We start from the raw sequence: 26,380 nt of genomic DNA, 5'->3' as shown, positions 1-26,380 counted from the left end.
TGAGCTTAGGCCGATCACCGAGGGCCCGGCATTTCGGCTCGCGCACGTTGATAACCTGGGGGTACTTCTTTCCCTGGTTTGGAGACCCCTAGCGATGCTCGACCGTGCCGTCGTCGACGCCCTGTTCCCCTCGGACCTGCCCGAGCCGTCCCACTGGGAGGAGCAGTACCCGCCCCGCGGGCTGGGCGAAGGCGCGAAGGTCACCCGCCTGGGGCCGTCGCCGACCGGGTTCCTGCACATCGGCGGCCTGTACGTCGGCATGATCGACCGCGACCTGGCGTCCCACTCCGGTGGCTCGTACATCGTGCGCGTCGAGGACACCGACCAGGCCCGTGAGGTCCCCGGCGCCGTCGAGCAGTTCAACAAGGCGTTCAAGTACTTCGGCATCGAGCCCGACGAGGCCGACGCCGTGGGCTCGTACGGCCCGTACCACCAGTCGCAGCGCGAGCAGGTCTACCTGACGTACGTGCGCGAGCTGGTGCGCTCCGGTCACGCGTACCTGTGCTTCGCGACGAAGGAAGAGCTCGCGGACATCACCGCCCGTCAGCAGGCCACGAAGCTGCCGACCGGTTACTACGGCCGCTGGGCGATCTGGCGTGACAAGACCGCTGCCGAGGTCGCCGAGGCTTTGGAGGCCGGCCGTCCGTACGTCGTGCGCTTCCGTTCGCCGGGCAAGGCGGGGGAGCGGACGAAGTTCGTGGACGCCATCCGCGGCGAGCTCGAGCACGACGCCAACCGCAACGACGTGGTGATCCTCAAGGCGTCCGACCAGTCGCCGCGCCTGCCCACGTACCACTTCGCGCACGCCGTCGACGACCACCTGATGCGCGTGAACCTGGTGATCCGCGGCGAGGAGTGGATCTCGTCCGTCCCGACGCACCTGCAGCTGTTCGACGCCCTGGGCTTCGACCGCGTCGAGTACGCCCACATCGCGCCGCTGATGAAGCAGCAGGGCGGCTCCCGGCGCAAGCTCTCGAAGCGCAAGGACCCCGAGGCGTCCGTCGAGTTCTTCATCGAGGCGGGCTTCCCGGCCCCGGCCGTCCAGTACTACCTGCGCGGCCTGGTCAACGCCCGCCTGGCCGAGCTGCCGCTGGCCGAGGCCCTGGAGGCGCCGATCTCGCTCGCCGAGTGCGGTGTCGCGGGCCCGCTGGTCGACCTGGTGAAGCTCGACGACATCTGCGCCGACTACGTGGCCGCCCTGTCCGGCGAGGAGATCATCTCCCTCGTGTCGGAGTGGGCCGAGACCTACGACCCCGAGCTGGTCACGGTGCTGGCCTCGGAGCGTGACGCGGCACTGGCGGCGCTGAAGGTCGAGCGTGGCCCGGAGGTCGCGAACCCGCGCAAGGACCTCCGCAAGTGGGCGGACTTCCGCACCGCCTACGGCTTCTTCTTCCCGTCGCTGTTCCCGCTCGTGTCCGACCGCACCGACGAGCGCCTCGGCGGCCTGTCGCCCGAGCTGATCTCCGCGTTCGCCGCGGACTTCGCGGACGGCTACGCGGACCTGGAGGACGGCCAGGAGTGGTTCGGCCAGATCCGCGAACTCGCCGCGAAGCACGGTTTCGCGCCGAACCCCAAGGAACTCAAGAAGAACCCGGACGCGTACCCCGGCTCGATCCGTGAGGCCGCACAGCTGATCCGCGTGGCACTGACGGGGTCGAAGGCTAGCCCGGACCTGCACGCCGTCGCCCGGACGCTGGGCGCCGACGAGGTGCTGCGCCGGGTGCGCGCGCTCGCCGGCTGACGGTGGTGACCGCGGCCCCTGGTTCCTACGGGAACCGGGGGCCGTTCGCTGTCCCGGGACGCCTGCGCGAACCCATCGGCCCCGGATGGGAACTTCGTCCTGAAAGTTTCCGGAACAAAGTCGTGAGAGCGTTCCCATTGACGTGGACGTAACACGCCGTTGAGGATCGCGGCATGCATTGGAGAAGCACTCTCGCCGCAGTGCTGGGGCTGACGCTCGTCGCCGGCACGACATCGGCGGCGGTCGCGCAGGACGCGCAGCACTGGCCGCCGAAGCAGCCGGTCATCGGCCAGCCCAGGACTGAGCACGGCTGTGCCCGCATCGAGAGGTCCCTGCCCGAGCTCAAGGACTGGCCGAAGGTCGAGAGCCAGCTCAAGGGCGACCGCAAGGACGAGGCGCGCATCAAGGCGATCCTCAAGGACATGACGCTGGCCGAGAAGGTCGGCCAGATGACGCAGCCCGAGATCGCCGCGATCACGGCCGCGGACGTCACCACCTACGGGTTCGGCTCGGTCCTCAACGGTGGCGGTAGCTGGCCCGGCGCCAAGAAGAACGCGACGCCGCAGGAGTGGCTCGCGCTCGCCGACACCTACTTCGAGGCCTCGAAGCAGTCGCGCACCAAGATCCCCGTCATCTGGGGCATCGACGCGGTGCACGGCAACAACAACGTCTACGGCGCGACGGTTTTCCCGCACAACATCGGTCTCGGCGCGACGCAGGACCCGTGCCTCATCCGCGACATCAACGAGGCCACGGCCGAGCAGATTCGCGCGACCGGCCAGGACTGGGCGTTTGCGCCCACGCTCGCGGTCGTGCAGGACGACCGGTGGGGCCGCACGTACGAGGGCTTCTCCGAGGACCCGCGGATCACGCGCGCCTACGGCTACGAGGCCGTCAAGGGCCTGCAGGACAACGCGAAGAAGCGCATCGGCGAGGATGGTGTCATCGCCACGGCCAAGCACTTCATCGGTGACGGCGGCACGACCGGCGGCAAGGACCAGGGCGTCAACGCCTCGTCCGAGAAGGACATGATCAACATCCACGGCCAGGGCTACTACGGTGCTCTCGCCGCGGGTGCCCAGTCGGTGATGATCTCGTTCAACAGCTGGACGAACGACGTCATCAACGAGGGCAAGGTGCACGGCTCCAAGTACGTGCAGACCGGCATCCTCAAGGACAAGATGGGCTTCGACGGCCTGCTCGTCGGCGACTGGAACGGCCACGGCCAGGTGCCGGGCTGCACGAACTCCAGTTGTGCGGCGGCGATCAACGCCGGCCTGGACATCCTCATGGTCCCGCACGACTGGAAGGCGCTCATCACCAACACGATCGCCCAGGTCGAGGCCGGTGAGATCCCGATGGCCCGCATCGACGACGCGGTGACCCGCATCCTGCGCGTCAAGCTGCGCGCCGGTGTCTTCGAGGCCGAGAAGCCCTCGCTGCGTGAGCACGCGGGTGAGTCGAAGGCGTTGCAGCACAAGGAACTCGCTCGCGAGGCCGTGCGCGATTCCGCCGTGCTGCTGAAGAACGACAAGCGCGTGCTGCCGTTGTCCAAGCGCAGCAAGGTCCTCGTGGTCGGCAAGAGCGCCGACAACATCGGCAACCAGACCGGTGGCTGGACGCTGTCCTGGCAGGGCACCGGCAACACCAACGCCGACTTCCCCAACGCCACCAGCATCCTCAAGGGCATCCAGGACACCCTGGGCGCCACGAACGTCACGTTCGCCGAGACCGCCGACGGCGTCGACCCGGCGCAGTTCGACGCCGTCATCGCCGTGATCGGGGAGACCCCGTACGCGGAGGGCGTGGGCGACCTCGGCAAGCGCTCGTTCGAGGCCGCTCGCCTGCAGCCGCAGGACATCGCCGTGCTGGACAAGGTCTCCGGCAAGGGCAAGCCGGTCATCACCGTCTACGTCGGTGGCCGCGCGCTGTACATGAACAAGGAGATCAACCGCTCCGACGCGTTCGTGGCCGCCTGGCTGCCGGGCTCCGAGGGTGGCGGCATCGCCGACCTGCTGATCAAGGGCCGGCACAACGGGTTCAGCGGCAAGCTGTCCTACTCCTGGCCCGGCGAGGCCTGCCCGGCGCTGCCCGGTGAGCCCGCCAAGAAGCCGCTGTTCAAGCTCGGCTACGGCCTGCGCGACTGGGAGACCGGCCGCGTCGGCACGCTCGACGAGACCAGCCCCGGCGCCCTGTGCTCCGGTGGTGGCGGTGGCACCGCGACCGAGGACCTGGAGATCTTCAACCGCACGGACATCGCGCCGTACCAGTCGATGATCGGTTCGGCGGAGAACTGGGGCGGCACCGTGGTCGGCCCCGACGGCCAGGCCTCGCATGCCGAGCTCAACGTGGTGCAGTCCGACGTCAACGTCCAGCAGGACGCGCTCAAGACGACGTGGACCGGCACCGGCCCCGGCCAGGTGTACCTGCAGAGCCCGGCGGTCAGCGACCTCCGCGGCTACGGCAACGCCAACGCGGCCATCCAGTTCGACGTGATCGTGCACCAGGCCCCGGCCAACCGCACGGTCATCAGCTCGCACTGCCAGTACCCGTGCATGGCGGAGATCGATGCCACGCAGGCGTTCCGCAACCTCCCGATCGGACAGAAGTCGACCGTCAAGATCCCGGTCTCCTGCTTCTCCGACAAGGGACTGGACCTGGAGACCGTCAACACGCCGTTCCTCGTCTACACCGACGGCGCGTTCCAGGCCTCGTTCGCGAACATCCGGTGGGTGCCCAAGGCGGGCGCTGATCCGGACGCCCTTCCCTGCACGTAACCACCTGCACGTGAAGCGATGAACGAACGCGCCCCCGCCGACAAGCAGGCGGGGGCGCGTTCCTATCAGGTGTCGAGGTCCACCGGCTCGCCCCTGATCGCGGTCACGGAACCGCCGGTCTGCGCGGCGAGCCAGACCTCGAACGCCTCCGGGTCCTTCGTGAGCACGGTGAAGGTGACGTCATGGCCGTACTCGGTGTCCGCGACGTTGTACCCGGCCGCGCGCAGCGCGTTCTCCAGCTTCCCCGCCTGATCGTGGTCCACGGCCAGAAGCACGCTCTCGTGCCGTTCGCGGGTGAGGATGCCGAGCGCGTCGATGGCCTCCGACACGGCCCGTCCGTACGCCCGGACCAGGCCACCGGCGCCGAGCTTGATGCCGCCGTAGTAGCGGGTGACGACCACGGCCGTGTCGACCAGATCCCGGCGCGTCAGCACCTCCAGCATCGGCACACCGGCCGTACCAGCGGGTTCGCCGTCGTCGGACGAGCGCTGGGTATCGCGAGTCCGGAACGCCGTGCAGTTGTGCGTGGCCTGCCAGTGCTCCTTGCGAACGCGAGCGAAGAACTCCGACGCGGCCTGGTCGGAGGTGACGCGGGCGACGTGGCACAGGAACCGCGACCGCTGGATCTCGATCTCGTGCGTGCCGTCCCGCTTGATCACCTTCACTGCTCGATTGTGCGCCTGCGCTGTTCGGCCTCACCGAACAGGGCGTCCAGCTCGGCGGGCGGTACCTCCTCGAGCTGTTCGTACGTGCACTCCAAAGGCGTCTTGTCCGCGCGGAACCGCACCAGACGAGCTGTGTGCCGGAACCGTCCACCCTGCACGTGCTCGTACCGCACCTCGGCCACACGCGTCGGTTCGAGCAGCACGACCTGAAGCTGCTTCTCGGGGTTCCACCGGCTGTTCATGCCAGGACCCTCGTACGTCGCCCACGCACTCCACGGATGGTCGGCCGGGTTCAGCAACGGCTTCAGTTCCTCGACCAGTTCGTGCCGCCTTGCCGCGGTGAAGCTGCTGGCCACGCCGACGTTGTGCAGTTCGCCGTCCTGGTAGAGCCCGAGCACCAGCGACCCGACCGTCTCGCCGTCCTTGTGCCACCGGTAGCCCGCGACCACGCAGTCGGCCGTGCGTTCGTGCTTGACCTTGAACATCACGCGCTTGTCCGGCTCGTAGACGCCGTCCAGGGCTTTGACCATCACGCCGTCGAAGCCCGCGCCCTCGAACCGCGTGAACCAGTCCTGCGCCACGTCGGGGTCCGCTGTGGACGGTGTCAGGTAGACGCCGGGGACCTCGGTGACGACCTCCTCCAGCATCTTCCTGCGCTCGGCCAGGGAGAGCCCGGTGACGTCCGAGTCACCGCAGGCCAGCAGGTCGAACGCGACGAAGCTCGCCGGCGTCTCGACCGAGAGCTTGCGGACCCGCGACGCCGCCGGGTGCAGTCGCAACTGGAGGGTGTCGAAGCTCAGGCCATCGGGCGTGACCAGGATGATCTCGCCGTCCACCACGCACCGCGGCGGCAGGGCCTGCCGAAGCAGCTCGACGACCTCGGGGAAGTACCGGGTCAGCGGCTTGTCGTTGCGCGACCCCAGCTCCACCTCGTCGCCGTCGCGGAACACGATGCAGCGGAAGCCGTCCCACTTGGGCTCGTACGCGAGCCCGTCCCCGCGTGGCAGCGAAGGGACGGACTTCGCGAGCATCGGCTTCACCGGCGGCATCACGGGCAGGTCCACATGGGGACCATAGGCCGTGTCGGGTCAATCCGTCCGATGAGAGTCACGTCTGAGCGGATTTGTGACGGTGCCGCCGCTGCTCCCTCATACCGGGCGTATTCGGGAGTTGCGGCGGTGCCGTCACAAATCCCCTCAGGCGCGGCTATCGCGGACGGATTGACCCGACACGGCCTAGCTCAGCGGAGAGCCACCGCGAGCTTTTCGAGTTCTCGCACGTCGGCGTCGATGCCGTCGTCCTCGGGGATCGCGAGCGCGATCGGCCGCCTCATCGTCACGGCCCCCGCCCTGCGCGTCTCCAGCCCCGCCCGCAGCCGTTCGGACAACGGCAGCTCGCCGGGGGTCTCCGCGACGTACGGGCTGATCCGCACCAGCCCGTCCCGGCACTCGATCACGCGCCGGTAGTAGCGCCGATGCACGCCCCTCAGCGAGAACGCGTCGCGCCTGGACGGCACGCGGTGCAGGGCGTCCTCGGGGAACGACTGGTGCAGCAACGTCCACAGTGGAGCGAGCCGGTGGTACGCGCGCAGGTGCCGCAGCCACAACCTCGTCGCCGCGAACCGCATCGCCGCGATCGGGTAGATCACGCCGACGACGCACAGGAGCACGCCCGGCAGCAGGAACCACACGGCGGTGGTCAGCAGCCAGCGGGGGAGCGGCTCGCCGAAGTAGCGCGAGACGTTGGAGGACACGAAGATCGCGTCGGCGGGCACCAGCAGCGCGAGCCCGGTCGAGGTGATCAGCAGGCCGCGGCGCAACCGGGGCTCGGCGCCGCGGGCGTACCGGCGGGCCCACACGAACATCGTCGCGAAGCCGTAGAGCAGATAACCGTTGGCCAGCGCGTAGAACACCGTGATCGCGAGGACGCCGGTCGGGCCGCCGCCCAGCGAGTTCGGCACGCGTGCCGCCGCCACCCGCAGGTCGTCCGGGATCGCGAGCACCGCCCACGTCATGGCGTTGACGCACAGCACGAGCGGCGCGAGCTGGAGCAGCGCCTGCCGCCGCGCACCGGCGTCGTCGAGCGCGGAGAAGATGAAGAAGCAGATCAGGCCGTACACGCCGATCTGCAGCATCGAGTGCTGGATCAGCTGGCAGACCATCGGGTCGAGCCCGAGGAACCACCGTCCGCCGGCCGCCGCGCGTCCGAACGGGTAGCCGATCGCCCAGCCGGCCACCAGGACGGTGACGCTGCGCAGACGCGGGTCGGAAGGCCTGCGTGCCAGCAGGTAGAGCACCACGGCCAGCGCCGAGAACGCGACGATGCCCTGCGTCTCCTTGAGGTACTCCACCTACAACCACCCCAGGCGGTCCGCGAGCGACTCCGACATGCGGCGCGCCGGACCCTCCGACGCCCGCGGCGCCACCTTGTCCAGCACCGACGCCCACTCGAGGATGATCGTCGCGACCGTCTCGGCCTCGCGCTCGTGGTCGGAGTCGTAGGAGGTGCGCCGCAACGCCCGCCGCACGGCGTCCGGTTCGAGGTCGGGGTAGAGGCCCGCGAGCAGGTCGTCGTCCTGCTCGTCGCTCGTGTGACCGGCCAGCAGGTGGCCGAGCTCGTGCAGGATGATGTGGTTCTGGTGCGCCTTCGACGTCTCCTGCTGGTACAGGATGTAGTCGGCCTTGGAGGTGGCGATCCACACGCCGTACGGGCCGGGCACCGGGATCGGGTGCGCGATCAGCCGGATCGGCTTGCCGCGCTGGTCACCGACACGGCGGCAGAGTTCCTCGACGTCGAGTGGCGGCTGGATGTCCAGCTCGTTCAGCAGGCGGCGGCACCGCTTGCGCAAATCTCGTTCGGCCACGAGTCATCCTTCGCCGCGCTCGGCCTGTTCCTGTCGGTAGACCACGTCGAGCAGCTCCATGACCAGGCGGCGGCGGTCCGGAGACAGTTCCCCCGCGCGCATCGCCATGAGCTGCGCGTCGCTGCCCGAAGCGATCTCGTTGAGCCTGCTCTGCTCGTCCTGCAACGACTTCAGCTGCTCGTCGACCCGGTCGGTGACCTCGTCGTCGAAGAAGTAGCTCACGGGCACACCGAAGAAGCCTGCCAGTGCCTGCAGATGCTTGAACGTCGGGTTGTCCTTCTTGGCCTTGCGCAGCTGCCAGATGTAGCTCTGGGAGATGGTCACGCCGGTGTCGGCGATGGCCGCCGCGACCTGCTCGTTGCTGTACTCCTGGCCGGACCTGGCGGTATGCCGGGCGAAGAGGTGGTTGAGCTTGTCAGCCAGGGACCGTTCCCCCGCCATTGCCGCCTCCCCGTCGCGCGCAGTGAACGTCTCCACCCATGGAAAGGGCTATCTGGGTGAGTGGATTTTCACCAGTTGAAAGCCCTCCATTGGCCAACATAGACTCCGGCCGTGCCTGTCTCAACTTCGGAGGATCTGGGAGATGGCGCTTGCTGAACGACAGGGGTCGTTCCACCGCTCGGTGATCGACGTCGTCTACAAGACCATGGACCAGCTCGCCCGGACCGACGCGCCTCACGAGGTCTTCGAACTGCGCGAGCAGCTTCGCGACGCCCTGCCCTGGTGGCGGGGGCTGCTGCGGATGCACGAGCCGAACGAGCGGAACCGGTGCAAGTCGTGCCGCGCCTGGTACGGGCGGCACCGCGCGTGGCCCTGCCCGGTGTGGCGGGACGCGGTGCAGGCCCTGCACCAGCTCAACGACATGTACGGGTTCCTCGGGGCGGCGCACCCGGCCGGCCCGATGCCGGGGAAACGGGTGGTCGTGAGTGGTTCCGGCCGCCGCGACGACCAGAACCACTCACGGTCCTCCTGATCAGCCGATCTTGAAGCTCTGCGCCGCCGACCCGGTGCAGGTCGCCTGGACCAGCTGGACGCCGTCGGCGGAACTGGCCGGCGCCGACAGGCACTTGTTCGAGTGCCGGGCCGTGATCGTCGAGTAGCCGTCCGCGCCCGTGGTCACCCGCCACTGCTGGTTGGTGCCGCCACCGTAGGTCCAGAGGTGGATCCCGGCGTTGTCGGCGGTGGACACGTTGCTCACGTCCAGCACCTTGGCCGAGTCGTTGCGGTACTCGACGCGGGAGTAGCCGTCGGTCGTCGCCACCGCGCGGAAGTTCTGCGCCGTGGTGCCGTTGCAGGCGTACTGCTGGATGACGGTGCCGTTGTTCAGGCCCGCGGCCGCGGCGTCGACGCACTTGCCGTTGCCGCGGTTGACGACCGTCTTCCACTCACCCTGCGGCGGGGTGCCGCCGCCGCCCAGCCACAGCAGGCTGTCGACGAGGAAGTTGTTCTGGGTGGCGCTCGCGAACGTGGACGACAGCGGCCGGTTCGCCGCGTAGTCCATGGCGTTGTGGCCGAAGTTCGCGTAGATCATCTTGTAGCTCTTGTTGGTCCACATGATCGGGTAGTAACCGCTGCGCCACGTCTGGTCCGGGTCGGTGCCGAGCGGGAAGCTCGACGGGTCGACGCTCGCCAGGATCTGGACGTTCGGGTTCTGCCGCAGGTCACGGTCCCAGCTGTACCACTCGCTGACCGCCGACGTGAACTTCTCCGGCAGGCGCAGCGTCGAGGGGTGCGTGCGGGTCTCGACCTTCAGCACCGCGGTGGTCGGGCCCCACGTGTTGCTGACGAAGTTGCCCTTGGCCAGGAACGTGTTGTGGTACCACGGCCACTCGTTCGCGTTCTGGGTGAACGCGCTGACGTGGAAGCCGAAGAACCCGCCGCCTGCCTCTATGTAGCGCTGGAAGCCCGTGCGTGCCGCGGCACCGGTGGGCGCGTCGTCGAGGAAGATCACGACCTGCGCCTGGGCCGGGGTGAGGGTGCTCAGCCGGTTCCAGTCACGGGTCGACTCGTAGGTGAAGCCGTTCTCCTGGCCCGCTCGGGTGAGCCAGGGGTTCGCCTCGTTGACGAAGGCGATGTGCGCCGGGTCCCAGGTCCCGTTGTGGAAAGCGAGGACTTTGAACGGTGCCGCCTGTGCCGAGCTCGTCGCCGAGAGGGAGACCGGGACGAGGGTGGCGGCGAGCATTGCCAGCAACGCCAACAGTTTTCGAGCCATTCGGGTACACACCTTCGGGTAGCGGGGTTGCGCGCCCGAAGATCATCGTAAGGAAGGCCTGGACCTGTTGGGGACCGGTACGTTCACAGAATTCGTTTGCGCCACAACAGGAACCCGCCGAGCACGGCGAGACCGCCCAGTGCGGCCACCACCGCCGACATGCCGAACCTCGTTGCGCCGGAAGGAGGTTGTTCGGCACTCGACGCAACGGGGACGGGTCGCGGGACGCTCGACGTCCGCGCGGACGGCTTGGCCGGCGGTGCCGCGATCTCCACGTCCGTGCACGAGTGATAGGTGTCGGGTGTGTCCGTGTTCTGCCAGACCGTGTAGATCAGGTGGCGTCCGGTGCGGTCCTTCGGCAGCTGCACCTGGAACTCGTAGGAGCCGTTGACGAGCGGGGGAGAGGGCACGTTCAGGAACTGGTCGAGGTCCGCCCACCGCAGGGGCTGGTTCGGCGTGTAGCCGTCGCGCGTCACGTAGAACCGGAACGAGCCCTGGTGGGGGATCGTGGCCTTGTACGTGAAGTCCGTGCTCTTCAGCTTCGTCGCCGGCCAGCCGGCGGACGGCAGGTCCAGCCCGCCGTACCTCGCCAGCCCGGCGCTGCACAGCCTGCCGTCCGGCACCTTCTGCGCGTCCTGGCCGCGCACGTTCGGGAGCCGGATGTTGTCCCACTCCTTGGACGGCAGCCCCGCCGCGATGGCGCTGCGGCAGGGCGGGGATGATGCTGTGGGCTGACCTGGCGAACACAGGAAAGCCCTGCTCGCGGGGTCGGTCGGCGCGCCATGGGCGTGCGCGGGAACCACAGAGAGCATCATGAGCAGTGACAGCACGCCCAAAAGGCGAAACACAGGTACCTCCCCTGTCCTTCTAGGGGTACGCGTGCCAGACCCAAGTCGTTCACGGAAGATGTATTGACATGTCCTTCGCTGATGAGGTGTCCGCGGCCGCAGCCCGGCTCGGTGGTGTCGCACGCACGACGCCGCTGGAGGTCAACCAGCGGTTGTCCGAGAAGACCGGCGCCCGCGTGTGGTTCAAGCGCGAGGACCTCCAGGTAGGCCGCTCGTACAAGCTGCGCGGCGCGTTCAACCTGCTGTGCCAGACCGAGTTCGCGTTCGGTGGCGCGGTCTGCGCGTCGGCCGGCAACCACGGCCAGGGCATGGCCTACGCCTGCCGCCGCCTGGGCATCGAGGGCCGCGTGCACGTCCCGCGGACCACCCCGCGCCAGAAACGCGACCGCATCCAGGCCCTCGGCCAGGGCATGGTGCAGCTGGTCGTGGACGGCGACACCTACGACGACGCGGCCGCGCTGGCCAAGGAGTACGCGCAGCACACGGGCGCGACCCTGGTCCCGGCCTTCGACGACCCCCGCACGGTCGCGGGCCAGGGCACCGTCGGCCTGGAGATCGTCCAGCAGCTCGGCGGCGCCCCCGACGTGGTCGTGGTGCCCATCGGCGGCGGCGGCCTGCTCTCCGGCGTCGGCACGTGGTTCAAGGAACGTTTCCCGCGCACCCGCATCATCGGCGTCGAGCCCGCCGGTGCCGCGAGCATGATCGCCGCCATCCAGGCGGGCGGCCCGGTGACGCTGCCCGAGGTCGACTCGTTCGTCGACGGCGCCGCGGTCCGCCGCGCCGGCGACGTGACGTTCCCGATGGTGCGCGACAGCGGCGCGGAGCTGCTCACGGTGTCCGAGGGCGCGGTCTGCACCGAGATGCTGGAGCTGTACCAGATCGACGGCATCATCGCCGAGCCCGCGGGTGCCCTGGCTTCGGCCGCGCTGCTGGAGGAGATCTCCGTCGCGCCGGACTCGACGGTCGTGTGCCTGCTGTCGGGCGGCAACAACGACGTGTCGCGTTACGCCGAGATCGTCGAGCGTTCGATGATCCACCGCGGCCTGAAGCACTGGTTCCTGGTCGAGTTCCCGCAGGAGCCCGGTGCGCTGCGGCGGTTCCTCGACGACGTGCTGGGCAAGGACGACGACATCGTGCAGTTCGAGTACATGAAGCGGGACAACCGGGAGACCGGGGCCGCGCTGGTGTGCATCGAGCTGGGGCGGCGCGAGGACTACGACCTGCTGTGGGGGCGGATGAAGGAGTCCCCGCTCAAGATCCAGCACGTGGAGCCGGGGTCGACGGCGTACCGCTTCCTGATCTGATCAGGCGTGCCGGGCACCCCGTTCGCGGAATGCCCGGCACTGGTTGTTTGGCCTGATGTGACGGTTACGGCTTGGGCGGACAGACCTTCCAGGCGAAGTGGTAGGTCGTCTCGATGGATCCGTCGGTCGAGTCCATCGTGATGAAGCTGGTGAGCTTCTTGTCGGACGTGCCCGCCATGACCCGTAGCTCCGTGTTGATGTTGAAGTTCCGCTTCTCGCCGCACGGGTGGTAGACGATCGCGGCCACGTCGGTCGTGTCCGTCGCCTGCCAGTCGTCGCTGAACGGGCCGCTGTAGTTGTGCTGCTTGTAAGCCGTCTGCGACATGCCCTGGAAGTAGTAGTTGGCCTTCTCCAGGGCCGTGGCGCCGCGTTCGAGGTGTGCGAAGCCGCGGTAGTCGGTGGACGCGATGCCGTAGGTGAAGCCGGACGGCACGTTGACGCGCAGGTTCAGCTGGCAGTTCTTGCGGAAGTCGGTGGGGAGGGCCTGGGGCCCGACCTGCGCCATGAACTCGCTGTAGGTGACGGTGAACGCCTTGTTGTCCGGGCTGACGGCGACGGCGGCCGTTCCCGCCCGGCAGCCAGAGCCGTTGATGGTCACGACGTCGATGGTGATGTGGTCCGGCGGCGGGGTGTCGCCGGGGGCGCCGCCGGGCGGAATGATGATCGTCGACATCGCGAGCGCGGCCGCGGCCAGTGTGTTGAGCATGGGGCACCTTTCCGTCTGGAGTTCAACAAAACGAACGGGCGGCGGCAGTCGGTGCCTGCGTCAGCAGCGCTTCCAGGAGAACTGGTACTTCGTGCTCACGCTGCTGTCGGTGGAATCCATCGTCATGAAGCTGTTCGCCTTCGACGCGGTTCCCGCGTTCACGCGCAGTTCGGTGTTGATGTTCAGGTGCCGGACTTCCCCGCACGGGGCGTAGATGATTTCCGCGACGGTCGCGCGGTCGGTGGCCTGCCAGTTGTCGCTCTTCGGGCCGGCGAACGTGTGGGTGCGGCTCGTACCCTGCGACATGCCCTGGAAGTAGTAGTTCCCCTTCTCGGTGCCCGTTGCGCCCTGCTGCAGGTTCGCGAATCCCCGGTAGTCCGCCTGGGCGATGCCGAACGTGAAGCCCTGCGGGTAGCTCACTCTGATGTTGAGCTGGCAGTTCTTGCGGAAGTCGGTGGGGCCTGAGCCCTGCCCGGCCTGGGCGAGGTACTGGCTGTATGTCACCGTGAACGCCGTGCGGTCGTCCCCGGCGGCCACGGCCGCGGTGCCGGCGGGACAGCCGGAGCCGTTCACGGTGACGACGTCGATCGTCACGAAATCAGGAACATCGGAGGCTGCGTGGGCGGCCGGCGCGGTCAGGACCGCGGACAGCGCGAGGGCAGCAGCCGCCACCGTTTTCAGCATGGCAAACCTTTCTGAACATGACTGCGGTAGCGGCGGCGGAATTTAGACGATATCGGAAACCCTGTGTGGTGACGGGCCGCCGAATGGGTGACTACATTCGCCTGGCGGGAATTTACGAATGCACGACCAATTGCACGGGCGAAATCTTCGGCCGTGCGCGAACTATGTTCACCCACGGTGTGCCGAATTGACCTGACGATTGTCTGACGATCGCCACCGGCTGCTCCGGACGAGTGAGGGGCGCATCTCCCCGGCCCGGGAAGAAGCGCCCCTCGTCCGGCGTTGATACTGACGACTTCGTCCGAACCCGATGAGGAGTGCGCCTGATGGCTCCCGACCAGCTGACCGTCTACTCGACCTCGTGGTGCGGCTACTGCCGGATCCTGAAGAGCTCGCTCGACCGCGAAGGCATCGAGTACGTCGAGATCAACATCGAGGAGACGCCGGGAGCGGCCGACTTCGTGATGAGCGTGAACGGCGGCAACCGCACGGTGCCCACCGTCCACTTCCCGAACGGCTCCGCGCTCACCAACCCGTCGCTTGCGCAGGTGAAGGAACAGCTGGCGGCCTAGCGGCTACTCGTACAGGGACGCCGTGGTCGACTGACCGTCGAGCGTCTCGCGGAGGATGTCCGCGTGGCCCGCGTGCTGCGCGGTCTCCCGGATCAGGTGCAGCACGATCCGCCGGATCGACATGGGCTGCGGGTCCTGGTCCCAGGGCGCGGAAGGCAGCGGCACCAGCTTGTCGAGCGAGGCGGTGCGCACGGCCTCATCGGTCGCGCGCACCGCCTCGTCGTACGACGCGAGCAGTTCCCCGAAGTCGTTCCCCGTCCAGGTGTACTGGTCGAAGTCCAGCATGCCCGGTGGGGGCAGGGGCTGCTCGGTCAGGATGTGGGTCCAGCCGCGCTCACACCAGGTGAGGTGCTTGAGCAACCCACCCAGCGTGAGCTCGCTGACCGTCGTGCGCTTCACCGCTTCGGCGGCGGTGAGACCCCGCATGGTGACGCGGAAGGTCCTGCGCTGGTCGTTCAGTTCGTGCAGCAGATCGTTGAGCTCCATGGTCATGCAGTGAAGCTATGACCGAACTAGGACCGCTCGAGTCCTAGTGAGGCGAACCACTAGCAGTAGAGGTTGCCGCCAGGGGTCACGCCGATGATCCCGGTGATCTGCTGGTACTTCGACACGCGGCTCTGGACCTGCGCCGGGTTGCGGCCGTCGCACTCCAGGTAACCGTTGATGCTGCGGATGGTCTGGCCGAACCCCGCGCTGTTGACCATCGCGTTGTGCGCCGTCATGGTGCCTGGCCCGGTCTGGGTCATCCAGTACCAGATCGCCGTCCGCCACGCGGTCGTGGAGTTCTGCGCCACCTGGTACGGGTTCTGCAGCAGGTTGAGACCCAGGTAGTCGCCCGCGGCCTTGTAGTTGAAGTTCCACGACAGCTGGATCGGACCGCGGCCGTAGTAGGCGTAGGTGCCGGCCGGGCAGCCGTAGGGCTGGCTCTCATCGCAGAGGTCGTTGTTCTTGTTGATCTCTTCGATGTAGACGAGGCCACCGGTCTCGTGCGACGCGTTCGCGAGGAACGCCGCGACTTCCTGCTTCTTCACCGTGTCGCTGCCGGTCGTGGCGAACCCGGCGACCGTGCGCGTCGCGTCGACGAAGCCCTGGAAGGTGTAGAAGCTGTTGCGGCCGGGGAACATCTGGTTGAACTGGGCCTCGGTGATGAGGAAGTCGCCTCCGCCGCCACCCCCGCCGCCGCAGTTGTGCGGTTCCCAGAACCACGTGGAGACCGTCGGGTCGTAACCGGGGTTGTCGTGCTCGGCGATGTAGTAGGAGCCGTTGTACCGCACGATGTTGCCGGTCACGTACGCGCGGCCCGCCACCCAGTCCGTGGCGCTGGCACAGGTGCCGCCGCCGCCACCTCCACCACCGTCACAGCTCGTCGGCTCCCAGTACCAGGTGGAGACCGTTGGGCTGTAGCCCGGGTTGTCGTGCTCCGCGATGTAGTAGTTGTTCTCGAACTTCACGATCGAGCCGGTCGTGTACCACTGGCCCTGCACCCAGTTCGTGAAGGTGCAGGCCTGTGCGGACACTTCCGCCTGTGAGGACGCGGTCGGTGCGATGACGGCCATGGTCGCCGCCATCACACCCGCCGCGATAGACGCCAAGATGCGTTTTCTCAGCAAGGTCACCCACTCCTGGAGTCTTTGCGCCCGGAGGAATCACGAATGTGAACAACGCTGAGATTGGCACCAGTGGTCCAGACCAGTCAAGGGTCTAGACCTTTTTCGTTACTAGCAGTAGAGGTTCGATCCCTGTGCGACGCCGATGATCCCGGTGAACGAGCGGTACTTGGAGACCCGGCTCTCCACCGCACCGGGGTTCTTGCCACCGCACTCCAGTGATCCGTTGATGCTGCGGATCGTCTGGCCGAAGCCGCGCGAGTTGACCATCGCGTTGTGCGGGGTCATGGTGCCGGGACCGTTCTGCGTCATCCAGTACCAGATCCCCGTGCGCCACGCGACGGTCGCGTCACGAGCCACCCGGCCCGGGTCGTTCAGCAGGTTGATGCCGAGGTAGTCGCCGGCCGCCTTGTAGTTGAAGTTCCACGACAGCTGGATCGGGCCGCGGCCGTAGTACTGCCTGACACCTGCGGGGCAGCCGTAGGGCTTGCTTTCGTCGCAGTAGTCGCCCGTTTTGTTGATCTCTTCGATGTACACGAGGCCGCCGGTCTCGTGGGAGACGTTGGCCAGGAACGCCGCGAGCTCCTGCCTCTTCACCGTTTCGCTGCCCTGGTTCGCGAAGGAACCGAACGAGTTGATCGCGTTCCTCAGGCCGGTGTAGGTGTAGAAGCTGTTGCGGGACGGGAACATCTGCTTGAACTGCGCTTCACTGATGATGAACGGCGCTGCCGTCGCCGGCTGAACGAGCGTGAAGACGCCGATCAGCGCGACGATCAGGGCGGCGGCGCGTGTTCGGAACATGGAGACCAACTCCTCAGAGCATCTGCGCGCCCACGGTGTGTTACCGCTCTCACGGTGGCAGGCAAGGACTCCGAGCACAAGAGGTGGTCTATACCTTTTAGATACGTGAACCGGTTCGTCAGGCGCCGGACCCGTACGGGCGGGTGATGATCTCCAGCGCGTGGCCGTCCGGGTCGTTCCAGTAGACGCCGCGGCCGCCGTCGTTGCGGTTGATCTGCCGCGGCTGGGAGTGGAACGGGTCGGCCCAGTAGTCGAGGCCGCGTTCCTGGATGCGGCCGAAGATCTGGTCGAACTCCTCCTCGGTCACGAGGAACGCGTAGTGCTGCTCGGTGATCGGGCCCTGCGCGGTCAGGTAGTCGAGCGAGACGCCGTTCGCAACCTCGACGACGAGGAACGGGCCGTAGCGCACCGGATCGGGCAGGCCGAGCAGTTCGGTGAGGAAGCGGGCGGAGTGGTTCTGGTCGCTGACGTGGACGATGGTGTGGTTGAGCTGTACGGGCATGTTTCCTGCTTACTCGCGTGTCAGCGAGTTGTCAGCGCCAACGACGATGATCACCCGCATGAAGAGGGCAATCATCGGTATCGCGTTCGTGCTGCTCGGTTTCGTGTTTCCCGGCGTGGCCAGCGCCGAGACGCCGCCCGGTTGCGCGAGTGCCGCGCAGATCGGGTCGACCGGGTACGTCAAGTGGCGTGGCAACAACATCGCGTCCGTGAAGCAGTTCGCCGGGTGTGGCTCGAACTACTCCTACGTCTACGTCTGGGAGAGCTTCCGCGCCACCGGTCGTTACTGGGGCACGCAGACCGCGATCGCCGTCTACGGCAGCGCCGGCGACAGCACGCCGGACTCCTACAAGGGCGGGAACAGCAGCCAGTTCGCCCCCGTCGAGCTGTGGGGCAAGCCGGCTTCCACCCTGTCCAAGTGCACTGCCGCCTACGGCATGATCAGCGTCCAGCAGGACGACAACTTCACCGCGTTCTCCAGCAAGCGCTGCTAGCTGGACAAAACGAGACAAGATGCAGTGACGGCGCGGTCAATGCGCACATCGCCGCCTCCGATGGGTGTCGGGGCGGCGATGATCGAGCAATACTGCCTTCCATGCGGACACTGGTTGTAGCCGGGCTGTTACTGGGTCTAGCAGTCCCCGCGCACGCGGCACAGGTCGACGAGGACCCTTCGTCGTTGGTGAACCCCTTCGTGGGTACGCAGAACTTCGGCAACACCTTCCCCGGCGCCTCGGTGCCGTTCGGAATGGTGCAGGTCAGCCCTGACACGGGGGGTCAGGGCGGATACGACTACAAGGCCACCTCCATCTACGGCTTCTCGCAGACACACCTGTCGGGCGTGGGCTGCGGCGTCATGGGCGAGCTGCCGGTGATGCCGACGGTCGGGTCAGTTGACAACGTTGACATCAACGCCTACAAGTCGGACTTCAGCCATTCGGACGAAGCCGCACAGCCCGGCTACTACCGCGTCGGGCTGCCGCGCTACGGGGTGAACGCCGAGCTCACGGCCACGCAGCGGACCGGCTGGCAGCGCTACACGTTCCCGTCCTCCGGCGCGGCGAACGTCCTGTTCAACACCGGACGGTCGAACCAGACGGTGCTGGACTCGGAGATCCACGTCGTCGGTGACAGAACCATCGAGGGCCGGGTGCGCAACGGCCGGTTCTGCGCGGGCAAGGACGAGCACACCGTGTACTTCACGGCCACGTTCGACCGCCCGTTCGCCTCCTTCGGCGCGTGGCGCGGAAGCGTTCCCACGCCGGGCGTCCGGGACGCCGCCGGCACCGGCGGGAACGGTGCGTGGGTCACGTTCGACGCGACCGCCGACCGTGACGTCGTGCTGAAGCTCGGCCTTTCGTACACCGGCATCGAGGGCGCGCGGAAGAACCTCGCGGCGGAGGCCCCCTCCCACGACTTCGACGCCACGGTGGCGGCCGCCAAGGACGTGTGGAAGAAGCAGTTGGACGCCGTGCGGGTGTCCGGCGGGCCACGGGACCGGCAGGTCGCGTTCTACACCGCGCTCTACCACTCGGTGCTGCACCCGAACCTCGCCGGCGATGTCGACGGCAGGTACATGGGCTTCGACGGGAAGGTGCGCACGGCGTCGGGTTACACGCCGTACCAGAACTTCTCGCTGTGGGACACGTACCGGCCGCAGAACCAGTTGCTGCAGATCCTGGAACCGAAGGTCGCCCGTGACGTCGCACTGTCCGTCGTGGCCAGTGGGCGGGACGGCGGATGGTTGCCGCGCTGGGCGTTGGCGTCGTCCGAGACCAACATCATGACCGGTGACCCGGTGACGCCGTTCCTCGTCGAGGCCTGGTCGAAGGGCCTGCTGAAGGGGTACGAGGAGGAGACGTACAAGCTGTTGCGCGCCAACGCCACGTCGCTGCCTCCGGCGGAGTCGCCCTACAACGGACGCTCTGGTGTCACCTACTACGCCGATCGCGGGTACATCCCGTCCGGCCTGGAGCTGGGCAAGGACTGCGCGCACAAGGGCGGCGACAACGACTGCGTGCACCCGGCGTCCGCGACCCTGGAGTACTCGGCGGCGGACGCGTCACTGGCGTTGATGGCCAAGGGACTGGGCAAGAAGGCCGACGCGCGCATGTTCGCCGATCGGGGCCAGTGGTACCGCAACCTGTGGGACTCGTCGATCGGCCAGTTCCGGCCGCGCACCGCCGCCGGCACGTGGCTGACGCCGTACAACCCGGTCGACGCGTCGCACCAGTTCCACGAGGGTGGCGCCTACCAGTACCAGTGGCTGGTGCCGCAGGATCCCGCCGGACTCGTGTCGCTGATGGGCGGCCGCCGCGAGACGGAGAAGCGGCTCGACTCGTTCTTCGCCTACGACAAGCTGCTGGTCGACCCGGCCGGCACCGCGCGGCACGACTGGATCACCGAGCCGTACGACTACTACGGCAAGCCCACCTACAACCCGAACAACGAACCCGACCTGCTCGCGCCCTACATGTACCTGTGGTCGGGCACGCCGTCGAAGACCGCGACGGTCGTGCGGGCGGCGATGACGTTGTTCACGACGGGTCCGGACGGCATGACCGGCAACGACGACCTGGGCACGATGTCGGCCTGGTACGTCTTCTCGTCGCTGGGCATCTACCCGACCTTCAACGGCGCGGACTTCCTGGCCCTGTCCTCGCCGCAGTTCGAGTCCGCGACCGTCCGGATCGGACAGTACGGCTCGCAGGGCGGAACCCTGACGGTCTCGGCGCGAGGGGTGTCCGACACCAACCGGTACATCAAGAGCGTGTCGTTCGGCGGCAGTGACGTCCGCAAGACCTGGCTGTCCTGGACTTCGTTGCAGCGCGGCGGGAAGCTGACCCACGAGGTGTCGGCGAAGCCCTCGTCGTGGGGCACCGGGCGCGGAGATGAGCCGCCGTCGCTGAACGACGGCAACGAGGACTCGCGTCGTGCCTTGTCGGCGTCGTTGCGCAACTCCGAGATCGTGGTGCCGACGTCGGACTCCGCGCAGTCGCTCACGTTGCAGCTCGACGTGCTGGCGCAGTCGCCCGGCGCGACGTCCGTGCGGCCCGTCGTCACCGCTCCGGCCGGCTGGAAGGTGAGTGGTGCCAAGCCGTTCGTGATCGTGTCGCGGCACCTGCCGGCGCAGAAGACGGTGCCGTTGACGCTGTCGGTGCCCGCCGGTGTGGCCGCGGGTTCGTACGAGGTCTCGGTGCAGGTCGAGTCGGTGACGGTGAAGGCCGTCGTCGAGGTCAAACCGGCGGCTCTGTGCGCGTTCTCGTCGTGTTCGGTGGACGTCACTCCAGAGCTGAACCACGACGGCACGGCCACGGTCGCCGACTCCGCCTCGGGCAACTTCGACGGCGGCGGCTGGAGCTACGACGCGGCACTGCTGCCGCCGGCCGGGCCCGTGACGTGGGGCGGCATCACCTACCAGGCGCCTGACCCCACCGGCACGGCGCCGAACTTCGTGGAGGCACGCGGGCAGGGGCTCCTGCTGCCCACCGGCCAGTTCTCGTGGCTGCACGTCGTGGGCGCGTCGCACAACGGACCGGTGTCCGCCGCCTTCACCGTCTGGTACACCGACGGCACCTCGGCCGAGGTCGCGGCGTCGGTCGCGGACTGGGCGGGCAGCGGCCCGGCGGTGCTGGAGATGCCGCACCGGATCAGGGCGGGCCAGGGCGTCGACGGCCCGCCGGTCCGGTTGTTCGGTCAGTCGTTGCGGCTCGACGCCGCGAAGACGGTCCGTTCGGTCACGCTGCCCGATGATCCGCGGGCGGAGCTGTACGCGTTGACGCTCGCGTGACCTGAGCCGGTCGGGGTGTCCCGCGGACGAACCGTTCCGCGGGCACCTCGACCAGCCGGTACAGCAGCCACGCCCCGAGCATCGACACCACGAACATGCCGAGCGCCGAGAGCAACGGGTACGCGTGCACGTCGAGGAGCTTCTCGCTCACCCGGACGACGATCTGGTGGACCATGTAGAACGCGAACGACACGGTGCCCAGCCACACCATCCACTTCGAGCGCCACGGCGACCACCTGCCGGTGAGGTCGGCGACCGCGGCGGCGGGGATCAGCAGCGCCAGCGGGATGACGGTGCCCGCGACGTACGGGAACGACGCCGGCAGGTACCACGAGCCGGCGTACGCGACCACGAACAACGCACTCGCGGGCCAGAGCCCTAGCCCGATCCACTTCCGTTGTTGGACCACTCGGGCCATTGCCATTCCCAATATGAACTCCAGTGCGCGCACCGGCGGGAAGACGAAGACGAACCAGTATTCGATCGGGCCTGGCATTGACAGTGCGATGACCGGAACCGTCAAAATCGCGATCACCGCCGTGCCTGCGATGACCCATGGCCGCCTCATCTGCCACTTGATCAGAAGTGGGAATGCGAGGTAGAACGCCAATTCGCACGACAATGACCATGCGGGCGTGTTCAGGCCGAAGTAGACGCTTTCGCCGGGGAACCAGGCCTGCGCCAGCGAGAGGTTCGCGAGGGCGGCCGCCGGGGTCACCGCGGCGCCCGCGACCAGCACGACGAGCCAGGTCGCGACGTGGTTGGGGAAGATCTTCGCTGCCCGGCGCCGCCAGACGGTGACCGGTCCGGTGTCCGGTTTCGCGGACCAGGTGAGCACGAACCCGGACAGGATGAAGAAGAAGCTGACGCCGGTGGCGCCCTGCCGGAACGGCACGTCCAAATGCGGCCAGAGACCGGCCGCGTTGATGTGGAATCCGAACACGACGAACGCGGCGAAGAATCGCATGCCGGTCAGCGACGGTAATCGCTCCAGTCTTGTTCCCTGGTTCTGCACGATCGTGGACTCGCGCTCGTAAACGCCATTGTTACAGAATTCTCCGCGGCTGTGGAATAGTTGACCTGTGGAGCGTCTTCAGAGCGGTGACCGGTCTCGGGTGTGGGTGGACGGCGACCGGATCATCAAGCAGGTGGTCGGCGACCCGGCGGCGTTCGAACGGGAGGTCACGGCTCTTCGGCTCGCCGAGCACACCGGCGTGGTGCCGCGCGTCCTCGACGTCGACCACGAGAAACGGACCATGGTGCTCGAACGGCTGCGCTCCGACCCGTTCGAGGAGGACTGGGTGGTCGACTACGCGCGCGGCCTCGCCCGTCTGCACATGGCCACCGGGCCGGAGCACGCCGGACTGCTGCCGCGTCAGCAGGTGCCGGACCCCGTTCCGTTCCTGCGGTTCGTGCGCGCGATGGAGGTGGAGATCGGCGGCGCGGAGGACGAGCTGGCGTTCGAGGACACCGGCAAGTTCGATCTGGTGCACGGTGACCCGTGTCCCGGCAACGACATGTACTCGCCACGGGGCGCGAGGTTCGTCGACTTCGAAGGCGCGGCGCTCGGTGACGGGCTGACCGAGGTCGTCTACCTCCGCATGGGATTCCCGACCTGTGCCACGGTTTCCGAGACGCCCCGCGAACTGCGCGAGGCGGCGGAGCAGGCCTACTTCGAGGAACGCGGTGTCGTGGCCGGGCTCGAGGACGCGTGCGTGCGGTGGCTCGTGAACGGCGACGCGCTGGTGCAGCGCGCCGAGCGGGACGGCACCGACCACCTCGCGAGGGTCGTCGGCGAGGACTGGTTCTGGTACAGCACGACGGCGCGCGGCCGGCTGATGTTCCGGGCGCGTGTGGTGGCGACGTTCACCGAGACCCACCCGGAGATGAGCGCGCTGGCGCGGCGGTTGCTCGACCGGATGAACCAGGTCTGGGAGCCGCAGCCGATCGAGGCCCGGCGCACGCACGTCTCATGACCAGGCGGACAGCTTCAACCCCGAGGTGAACGACCGGTCGACGCCCGACACCGGGTCCACGAAGGACAGCGTGTGGGCGAGCAGCTGCAGCGGCGAGGAGAAGTCGTCGAGCGGACGGTCCCGCAACACCGGGTAGAAGTCGTCGTTCACGATCGGCACGCCGAGCCCGGACATGTGCAGGCGCAGCTGGTGGGTGCGGCCGGTCAACGGCTTGAGGTGGTAGCGGCCCAGCGCGCCGCGACGCTCCACAAGGGACACGTGCGTCTCGGCGTTGGGCTCGCCGTCGACCTCGAACGCGGTGATGATGCCCCGTTCCTTGATGATCCGGGAGCGCACCACGCGCGGGACTTCCAGCGCCGGGTCGTACGGCGCGATCGCCTCGTACTCCTTGCGCACCAACCGGTCGCGGAACATCGTCTGGTACTTGCCGCGCAGCTCGCGGCGCACCACGAACAGCACCAGCCCGGCCGTGACGCGGTCCAGCCGGTGCGCGGGCGAGAGGTCCGGCAGGCCCAGCGACTCGCGGAGTTTCACGAGCGCGGTCTGCATGATGTGCGCGCCGCGCGGGATCGTCGCGAGGAAGTGCGGCTTGTCGGCGACCACGATGTCGTCGTCCTGGTAGACCACGCCGACCTCGAACGGCACCGGCACCTCCACCGGCAGGTCGCGGTGGAACCAGATGTAGGAGTCCGGCACGAACGGCGTGTCGACGCCCAGCGGGCCGGCGACACCCCAGATCCGTTCCTCGGCCAGCATCTCGTCGATGCGCTCGGCGGCCACCCGCGGCAGGCGTTCCACGAGGTGCTCGCGCAACGACGGCCAGGCGCCCTCGGAGGGCAGCTTCAGCCGGGCCGCGTCCAGGCCGTTGCGCTGGGGGAGAGGGGAGGAAGGTTTGCGTCTCATCGCACCGGCCAGTCTAAATGTTCGGAAAAACCGAACGATATCGCTCGGAGACGTTCGCTGTACTGAACGGACCCCGGAACCGAGACTGGGCGCATGTCGGTCTTCCTGGTCCTCGGCTCGGTCATCTCACTGCAGTTCGGCGCGGCGTTCGCGAGCCAGCTCTTCGGGCAGATCGGCGCGCCGGGTGCCACGGCGCTGCGGCTCGGCATCGCGGCCCTGATGCTGGCCGTGGTCGCCAGGCCGAAGATCCGCCAGGAGACGATCGTGCTCGGGCTGACCCTGGCCGGCATGAACGGCACGTTCTACCTCGCGCTCGACCGGATCCCGCTCGGCGTGGCGGTGACGATCGAGTTCCTCGGGCCGCTCGGGCTCGCGGCGGTCCTGAGCAGGCGGCCCAGGGACTTCGTGTGGGTGGGGCTGGCGCTGGTGGGCATCGTCGTGCTCGGCGTACGCGAGTACACCGGCGCGCACCTCGACCTGATCGGTGTGGCGCTCGCGTTGTTCGCGGCCGCGTTCTGGGCCTGTTACGTGCTGGCCGGGCGCAAGGTCGCGACCGCGGGGCTCGGCATCGGCGGCCTCGCGGGGGCCAGCCTGATCGCGGCCGCGCTCACCCTGCCGTACGGGCTGTCGGCGGCCGGCGCCACGTTGTTCGAACCGAGGATCCTGCTGCTGGGCACGCTGGTGGCGCTGCTGGCGTCCGCGATCCCGTACGCGCTGGAGATCAAGGCGCTCAGGACGCTGGAGGCCAGCACGTTCGGCGTGGTGCTCGCGCTCGAACCCGCCGCGGCGGCGCTCGCCGGGGCGTTGCTGCTCGGCCAGCACCTGAGTGTGATCTCGTTGGGCGGCATGGCGCTGGTGATCACGGCCGGGGTCGGAGCGGCGCTACGGAGAGCGCCAGCGCCTCGCGGAACGCCCGCACGGCGGGATGCTGACCTCGTCCTGCCCGTGCCGCAGTGAACAGCAGCCGGGACATCGGCACCGGCAGCTCGTGCACGTCGACGGTGATCTCGCGGTCGTACCAGATGAGATCCGGCAGCAACGCGACCGCGAGACCCCGTTCCACGAACCGCAGCTTCACCAGCACGTCGGTCGAGGAGAACCGGACGTCCGGCTCGAAGCCGTTGTGGCGGCACCAGTTCACGTTGAAGATCCGCTGCGGGAAACCCGCGGTCTCCATGATCCACGGGTAGGAGCCGATCTCCTCGACCGGCAGTCCACGTGGGACGGCCAGCCGGATCGGGTCCCGGCACAGTTCCCGGTACTCCAGCCCGGTGAACCTGGCCTCCGGCTGGTCCGGCCACTCCTCCACGAACACGAGGTCGAAGTCCCTGGCGTGCAACGCGGAAAGCGCTTCCGCCGGGTCGAGCACCTGGAACTCGACGCGCAGTGACGGGTGCTCGTCCCTCATCCGGGCCAGCGTCGCCGGGATCAACGCCAGCGCCGCCGTCTGGAACGTCGCGACCCGCAGCGTGCCGGTGATCTCGTGCAGCGACGCGGCGACCTCCGACTCGGCCTGGTCCAATCGGGCAAGTACCTCTTCGGTGTGCCGCACCAGGATCTCGGCCTGCGGGGTGAGCTTCACCCGCCGCCCGACCGGCTCCAGCAGGGGCACCCCGACCTCGGTCTCCAGCAACGAGAGCTGCTGCGACACCGACGACGGGCTGTAGTTCAGCGCCTGCGCGACGGCAGCGAGCGTCCCCCGTTGGGAGAGTTCTCGCAGCAGTCGTAGCCGATGGAGGTCGAACATCCGATCATTATCGGCTACGCTCCCGATACCGCCCCCTGAGAAAACGTGCTGCCTTCAGCACGCTTTGAGGAGGTATCGGTATGTCCAAACGACTCCGCATCGTCGCGGGGATCGCGCTGGCGACCGGTCTGCTCGTGTCGGTCTCACCGGCACAGGCTCAGGTCGAGACGGGTCCGTGGACCAGCTACTCGCCGTCGTTCAACGTCCAGGAACGCGGCTGTGGCAACGTCAGCAACCTGACGTTCCAACTCACCTGCTCTACAGCGAGCGGTGACCAGCGTGCCGAGCGGCGTTACGCCACTTACACCGGCGGCACGCGCCAGTTCGAGGGGAGCTTCCGGATCACGAGTCTCGGCGGCACCCGCATCAGTCTCAAGCAGACGTTCCGGGAGGCCCCCACTGCGGGACCGTTCTGGATGCTTGCCGTGGAACGCGGCGGCCGGCTCTACGCCGTGCACGGGGGCACCACCATCGCCACCGGCGCGACCGTGGGGGCGACCGTGCGCGTGAACACCGTGCACAACACGGCCACAGAACACCGCACGTACATCAACGGCTCGCGTGCGCACACCTACGCGAGCTCGGGTACGAGCTTCTACGACAAGTTCGGCGCGTACCGGACCTCCAGCGGCCAAGGACCTGCCACGGTCACCTGGAGCAACATCCGGTTCTGGCGCAAGTGA

The 26,380-nt window shown here is 68.0% G+C and carries 26 protein-coding genes; 10 read left to right on the top strand and 16 right to left on the bottom strand.

Annotated features, from left to right (window positions below):
• The first annotated feature begins 94 nt into the window (after window positions 1-94).
• Window positions 95-1,741, top strand: a complete 1,647-nt coding sequence (locus IG04_RS0106280) for a glutamate--tRNA ligase (RefSeq protein ID WP_030475580.1) — start codon at window positions 95-97, stop codon at window positions 1,739-1,741.
• A 203-nt stretch (window positions 1,742-1,944) separates the two neighbouring features.
• A complete protein-coding gene (locus IG04_RS0106275) occupies window positions 1,945-4,518 on the top strand; it encodes a glycoside hydrolase family 3 protein (protein ID WP_030475579.1) in 2,574 nt (857 codons plus the stop codon).
• 65 nt (window positions 4,519-4,583) lie between these two features.
• Here IG04_RS0106275 and IG04_RS0106270 read toward each other — a convergent pair whose 3' ends face one another.
• The 5 genes from IG04_RS0106270 to IG04_RS0106250 form a co-directional block, all read right to left on the bottom strand.
• Window positions 4,584-5,183, bottom strand: a complete 600-nt coding sequence (locus IG04_RS0106270) for a YigZ family protein (protein ID WP_030475578.1) — start codon at window positions 5,181-5,183, stop codon at window positions 4,584-4,586.
• A complete protein-coding gene (locus tag IG04_RS0106265; RefSeq protein WP_144065599.1) occupies window positions 5,180-6,247 on the bottom strand; it encodes an ATP-dependent DNA ligase in 1,068 nt (355 codons plus the stop codon). The genes IG04_RS0106270 and IG04_RS0106265 overlap by 4 nt, the downstream gene beginning before the upstream one ends.
• A 176-nt stretch (window positions 6,248-6,423) precedes the next feature.
• Window positions 6,424-7,533, bottom strand: a complete 1,110-nt coding sequence (locus IG04_RS0106260) for an MAB_1171c family putative transporter (protein ID WP_030475576.1) — start codon at window positions 7,531-7,533, stop codon at window positions 6,424-6,426.
• Window positions 7,534-8,046, bottom strand: coding sequence for an ImmA/IrrE family metallo-endopeptidase (locus IG04_RS0106255; protein WP_030475575.1), 513 nt, complete (start codon window positions 8,044-8,046; stop codon window positions 7,534-7,536).
• 3 nt (window positions 8,047-8,049) lie between these two features.
• Window positions 8,050-8,487, bottom strand: coding sequence for a helix-turn-helix domain-containing protein (locus IG04_RS0106250; protein ID WP_030475574.1), 438 nt, complete (start codon window positions 8,485-8,487; stop codon window positions 8,050-8,052).
• A 142-nt stretch (window positions 8,488-8,629) separates the two neighbouring features.
• On the opposite strand from IG04_RS0106250, the gene IG04_RS43745 reads away from it, so the two are divergent.
• On the top strand, window positions 8,630-9,019 hold the full coding sequence (locus tag IG04_RS43745) for a hypothetical protein (RefSeq protein ID WP_051769022.1): 390 nt from the start codon (window positions 8,630-8,632) through the stop codon (window positions 9,017-9,019).
• On the opposite strand, the gene IG04_RS0106240 is transcribed toward IG04_RS43745, so the two are convergent.
• Together IG04_RS0106240 and IG04_RS0106235 are read right to left on the bottom strand one after the other, a co-directional pair.
• Window positions 9,020-10,258 (bottom strand): ThuA domain-containing protein, encoded by a 1,239-nt coding sequence (locus tag IG04_RS0106240; protein ID WP_030475572.1) that lies wholly within the window; start codon window positions 10,256-10,258, stop codon window positions 9,020-9,022. It abuts the gene before it with no gap.
• Window positions 10,259-10,341: 83 nt separating this feature from the next.
• On the bottom strand, window positions 10,342-11,106 hold the full coding sequence (locus IG04_RS0106235) for a lytic polysaccharide monooxygenase auxiliary activity family 9 protein (RefSeq protein ID WP_036013898.1): 765 nt from the start codon (window positions 11,104-11,106) through the stop codon (window positions 10,342-10,344).
• A 68-nt stretch (window positions 11,107-11,174) separates the two neighbouring features.
• On the opposite strand from IG04_RS0106235, the gene ilvA reads away from it, so the two are divergent.
• Window positions 11,175-12,410: a threonine ammonia-lyase IlvA gene (gene ilvA / locus IG04_RS0106230; protein WP_030475570.1), complete on the top strand. Its 1,236-nt coding sequence runs from the start codon at window positions 11,175-11,177 to the stop codon at window positions 12,408-12,410.
• Window positions 12,411-12,474: 64 nt separating this feature from the next.
• Here ilvA and IG04_RS0106225 read toward each other — a convergent pair whose 3' ends face one another.
• Together IG04_RS0106225 and IG04_RS0106220 are read right to left on the bottom strand one after the other, a co-directional pair.
• Window positions 12,475-13,116 (bottom strand): DUF4360 domain-containing protein, encoded by a 642-nt coding sequence (locus tag IG04_RS0106225; protein WP_030475569.1) that lies wholly within the window; start codon window positions 13,114-13,116, stop codon window positions 12,475-12,477.
• Window positions 13,117-13,176: 60 nt separating this feature from the next.
• Window positions 13,177-13,800, bottom strand: coding sequence for a DUF4360 domain-containing protein (locus IG04_RS0106220; RefSeq protein WP_030475568.1), 624 nt, complete (start codon window positions 13,798-13,800; stop codon window positions 13,177-13,179).
• Window positions 13,801-14,126: 326 nt separating this feature from the next.
• Here IG04_RS0106220 and IG04_RS0106215 point away from each other — a divergent pair, with 326 nt between their 5' ends.
• Entirely contained in the window at window positions 14,127-14,372 is a 246-nt protein-coding gene (locus IG04_RS0106215) for a mycoredoxin (RefSeq protein WP_030472806.1), read from the top strand.
• A gap of 3 nt (window positions 14,373-14,375) precedes the next feature.
• Here IG04_RS0106215 and IG04_RS0106210 read toward each other — a convergent pair whose 3' ends face one another.
• The 4 genes from IG04_RS0106210 to IG04_RS0106195 all read right to left on the bottom strand — a co-directional run bounded on the left by IG04_RS0106210 (window position 14,376) and on the right by IG04_RS0106195 (window position 17,282).
• The gene (locus IG04_RS0106210) at window positions 14,376-14,864 is read right to left on the bottom strand and encodes a DinB family protein (protein WP_030475567.1); all 489 of its coding nucleotides are present in this window, start codon (window positions 14,862-14,864) and stop codon (window positions 14,376-14,378) included.
• Between the two features lie 53 nt (window positions 14,865-14,917).
• Window positions 14,918-15,928 carry a glycoside hydrolase family 19 protein gene (locus IG04_RS0106205; protein ID WP_036014011.1) on the bottom strand — a complete coding sequence of 337 codons (1,011 nt, stop codon included), beginning with the start codon at window positions 15,926-15,928 and terminating at the stop codon, window positions 14,918-14,920.
• Window positions 15,929-16,090: 162 nt separating this feature from the next.
• Window positions 16,091-16,780 carry a chitinase gene (locus IG04_RS0106200; RefSeq protein WP_030475565.1) on the bottom strand — a complete coding sequence of 230 codons (690 nt, stop codon included), beginning with the start codon at window positions 16,778-16,780 and terminating at the stop codon, window positions 16,091-16,093.
• 118 nt (window positions 16,781-16,898) lie between these two features.
• Entirely contained in the window at window positions 16,899-17,282 is a 384-nt protein-coding gene (locus IG04_RS0106195) for a VOC family protein (protein WP_030475564.1), read from the bottom strand.
• Between the two features lie 58 nt (window positions 17,283-17,340).
• Here IG04_RS0106195 and IG04_RS0106190 point away from each other — a divergent pair, with 58 nt between their 5' ends.
• Complete coding sequence (locus IG04_RS0106190) at window positions 17,341-17,775, top strand: hypothetical protein (protein ID WP_144065598.1); 435 nt, start codon at window positions 17,341-17,343, stop codon at window positions 17,773-17,775.
• A gap of 92 nt (window positions 17,776-17,867) precedes the next feature.
• A complete protein-coding gene (locus IG04_RS0106185) occupies window positions 17,868-21,071 on the top strand; it encodes a GH92 family glycosyl hydrolase (protein ID WP_276326652.1) in 3,204 nt (1,067 codons plus the stop codon).
• Here the strand turns inward: IG04_RS0106185 and IG04_RS0106180 are convergent.
• Window positions 21,019-22,038: an acyltransferase family protein gene (locus tag IG04_RS0106180; RefSeq protein WP_051769017.1), complete on the bottom strand. Its 1,020-nt coding sequence runs from the start codon at window positions 22,036-22,038 to the stop codon at window positions 21,019-21,021. The two genes, IG04_RS0106185 and IG04_RS0106180, sit on opposite strands and share 53 nt — an antisense overlap.
• A gap of 115 nt (window positions 22,039-22,153) precedes the next feature.
• Here IG04_RS0106180 and IG04_RS0106175 point away from each other — a divergent pair, with 115 nt between their 5' ends.
• Window positions 22,154-23,047 carry a phosphotransferase family protein gene (locus IG04_RS0106175; protein WP_084401977.1) on the top strand — a complete coding sequence of 298 codons (894 nt, stop codon included), beginning with the start codon at window positions 22,154-22,156 and terminating at the stop codon, window positions 23,045-23,047.
• On the opposite strand, the gene IG04_RS0106170 is transcribed toward IG04_RS0106175, so the two are convergent.
• Window positions 23,042-23,950, bottom strand: a complete 909-nt coding sequence (locus IG04_RS0106170; RefSeq protein WP_030475559.1) for an RluA family pseudouridine synthase — start codon at window positions 23,948-23,950, stop codon at window positions 23,042-23,044. The genes IG04_RS0106175 and IG04_RS0106170 overlap by 6 nt on opposite strands.
• A 93-nt stretch (window positions 23,951-24,043) precedes the next feature.
• Here IG04_RS0106170 and IG04_RS0106165 point away from each other — a divergent pair, with 93 nt between their 5' ends.
• Complete coding sequence (locus IG04_RS0106165; RefSeq protein ID WP_051769013.1) at window positions 24,044-24,907, top strand: EamA family transporter; 864 nt, start codon at window positions 24,044-24,046, stop codon at window positions 24,905-24,907.
• Here the strand turns inward: IG04_RS0106165 and IG04_RS0106160 are convergent.
• Window positions 24,810-25,697, bottom strand: a complete 888-nt coding sequence (locus IG04_RS0106160) for a LysR family transcriptional regulator (RefSeq protein WP_030475557.1) — start codon at window positions 25,695-25,697, stop codon at window positions 24,810-24,812. The two genes, IG04_RS0106165 and IG04_RS0106160, sit on opposite strands and share 98 nt — an antisense overlap.
• Window positions 25,698-25,777: 80 nt before the next feature.
• On the opposite strand from IG04_RS0106160, the gene IG04_RS0106155 reads away from it, so the two are divergent.
• Complete coding sequence (locus IG04_RS0106155; RefSeq protein ID WP_030475556.1) at window positions 25,778-26,380, top strand: hypothetical protein; 603 nt, start codon at window positions 25,778-25,780, stop codon at window positions 26,378-26,380.

The sequence above is a fragment of the Lentzea albidocapillata genome (assembly GCF_000719115.1).
GTDB lineage: Bacteria > Actinomycetota > Actinomycetes > Mycobacteriales > Pseudonocardiaceae > Lentzea > Lentzea albidocapillata.
The sequence above is the reverse complement of the archived record's forward strand: the minus strand, read 5'-3'. Positions and strand labels throughout refer to the sequence as shown.